Genomic DNA, 2,646 nt, shown 5'->3' on the forward strand with positions numbered 1-2,646 from the left:
TGAGTGATTTATTTACTGTCGAAGCAGAACTTCGCGAAGACCAGGGGAAAGGTGCGAGCCGCCGCCTGCGTCGTCTAGAAGGCAAAGTACCTGCAATCCTATACGGCACAAAGTCTAAGAAGCCTGTTTCTCTTTCTATCGCTGCGAACAAACTTCGCCGCGCACTAGAAGAAGAAGCATTTTACTCTCACATCCTTACTATCGCTTTCGATGGTAAAGAAGAGAATGCAATTCTTAAAGATCTTCAACGCCACCCAGCAACGAATGAAGTAATGCACGCTGACTTCCAGCGCGTTACTAAAAACCAAGCTATCCACGTTAACGTACCACTTCACTTCACTAACGAAGAAGCATGTGTAGGCGTTAAACTTGGCGGCGGCAAGATCCAGCACCAAATGACTGAAGTTGAAGTTATCTGTCTTCCAGCAGATCTTCCTGAGTTCATCGAAGTTGACATGACTGAAGTTGAAGCGGACCAAATCGTTCACCTTTCAGACATCGTTCTTCCTAAAGGTGTAACGATTGCTGCACTTCAGCAAGGTGAAGATCACGACCTTTCTGTTGCATCTGTACACAAGCCGAAAGGCTCTGCTGCTGACGAAGCAGAAGATGCTGCAGCTGAAGGCGAAGGTGACGAATAAGCCCCCACCGGAGCTTATTACGTTGGCACCAGCTAGGGAATGCACATTCAGCCATGACTCAACAGATCAAGCTGATTGTCGGTTTAGGTAACCCCGGAGCCGAATACGCAAATACCCGCCATAACGCGGGTGCCATCTTTGTAGAAGCGCTTGCACAACAAGCGCTTCAAACCCTCAAACCAGAGAAGAAATTCCACGGCCTTTACTGTAAAGCCAACTTCTCAGGAAAAGATATCCACCTCTTAGTTCCCACTACGTTTATGAATCGCAGCGGCCAAGCCGTTCAAGCGATTGCTCAATTTTTTAAGATTCAGCCAGAAGAAATTCTTGTCGCACATGACGAGCTCGATATTCCAATGGGGGCAATGAAACTTAAAAAAGGCGGCGGACACGGCGGCCAAAACGGACTTAGAGACATCATCGCCAAACTTGGCGGCAATAAAGAATTCTCACGACTAAGACTCGGCATCAGCCATCCAGGCCACGCAAGTAAAGTAACCGGCCATGTACTCGGAAAACTTGGTAAAAAAGAAACAGAAGAACTCACTGCAGTCATCGACGAAGCGAGTCGATATTTGCCAGAGATCATTTCTGGAGATACCGCTCGAGCAATGAACGCACTGCATAGCTTCAAAGCAAGTTAAACATCGTATCTTTGTCACCCAACAAGGTGACCACCCTCGCCCTTCTCTATATAATACGTCCAATTTTTTAAGACCAGACACACTAGGATTCAGACCATGGGTTTTAACTGCGGCATCGTAGGACTTCCAAACGTTGGCAAATCAACGCTATTCAATGCATTAACTAAAGCTGGTATCGGCGCAGAGAACTTCCCTTTCTGTACGATCGAGCCCAATGCAGGCGTAGTCGCCATGCCAGACCCACGACTGGACAAACTATCAGCCATTGTCGAACCTGAAAAAACACTCGCAACGACAATGGAGTTCGTCGACATTGCAGGGCTTGTTGAAGGCGCCTCTAAAGGTGAAGGTCTAGGTAACCAATTCTTAGCCAACATTCGTGAAACAGACGCTATTGCGCACGTAGTACGCTGCTTTGAAGATGAGAACGTTGTGCACGTCTCAGCAAAAGTTAACCCACAAGCTGACGTTGACGTTATTAACACAGAGCTTGCTCTTGCCGACCTAGATACCGTAGAAAAAGCGGTAAAGCGTTACACGCGTACAGCTAAAAGTGGCGACAAAGATGCTAAGAAAGCACTAGCGCTTTTAGAGAGCAAATTACTCCCTCACCTCAACGAAGGTCTGCCAGTTCGCGCATTAGGCTTAGATGAGGACGAACTTAAAACCATCAAAGAGCTATGTCTTCTAACGATCAAGCCAACCATGTACATCGCTAACGTAGATGAAGACGGTTTTGAGAACAATCCACACCTCGATGCCGTGCGCGAAATCGCTGAAAAAGAAAACGCTGTCGTTGTACCTATCTGCAATAAGTTAGAAGCTGAAATTTCAGAGCTAGAAGATGAAGAGCGTGATGAGTTTCTTGCAGACTTAGGCATGGAAGAGCCAGGCCTTGATCGTGTTATTCGTGCAGGCTACGAACTACTAGGATTACAAACCTACTTCACTGCTGGTAAAAAAGAAGTGCGTGCATGGACAATGAAAGCCGGTGACACTGCGCCAAAAGCAGCTGCCGTGATACACACAGATTTCGAAAAAGGCTTCATTAGAGCTGAAGTAGTCGCATATGACGACTATATCGAATTCAACGGTGAAAACGGTGCGAAAGAAGCCGGAAAATGGCGCTTAGAAGGAAAAGATTACATCGTTCAAGACGGCGATGTTGTGCACTTCCGCTTCAATGTTTAGTCAAAAACTTAAGTAAGAAAAATAATGTATTTTTCTTACTTTTAGCTGTTGACATAACAAGGTAAAAGCAAGAAAATACGCGCCTTCTTGAGCAGGGCTACCGCTAAGTCCTAAGACTCAAATGGCTACATAGCTCAGTTGGTTAGAGCACATCACTCATAATGATGGGG

Annotated in this window: 3 protein-coding genes; all 3 read left to right on the forward strand. The window is 46.2% G+C overall.

Going from position 1 to position 2,646, the window contains the following annotated elements; translation table 11 throughout:
• Positions 1-641, forward strand: a 641-nt coding sequence (locus A3738_RS14710) for a 50S ribosomal protein L25/general stress protein Ctc (protein WP_068763674.1), incomplete at its 5' end; no start/stop codon positions are given.
• Positions 642-694: 53 nt separating this feature from the next.
• Entirely contained in the window at positions 695-1,285 is a 591-nt protein-coding gene (gene pth / locus A3738_RS14715) for an aminoacyl-tRNA hydrolase (RefSeq protein ID WP_068481086.1), read from the forward strand.
• A 96-nt stretch (positions 1,286-1,381) separates the two neighbouring features.
• Positions 1,382-2,476, forward strand: a complete 1,095-nt coding sequence (gene ychF / locus A3738_RS14720) for a redox-regulated ATPase YchF (protein WP_068481088.1) — start codon at positions 1,382-1,384, stop codon at positions 2,474-2,476.
• Positions 2,477-2,646 lie beyond the last annotated feature (170 nt).

Source organism: Oleiphilus sp. HI0066 (assembly GCF_001635725.1).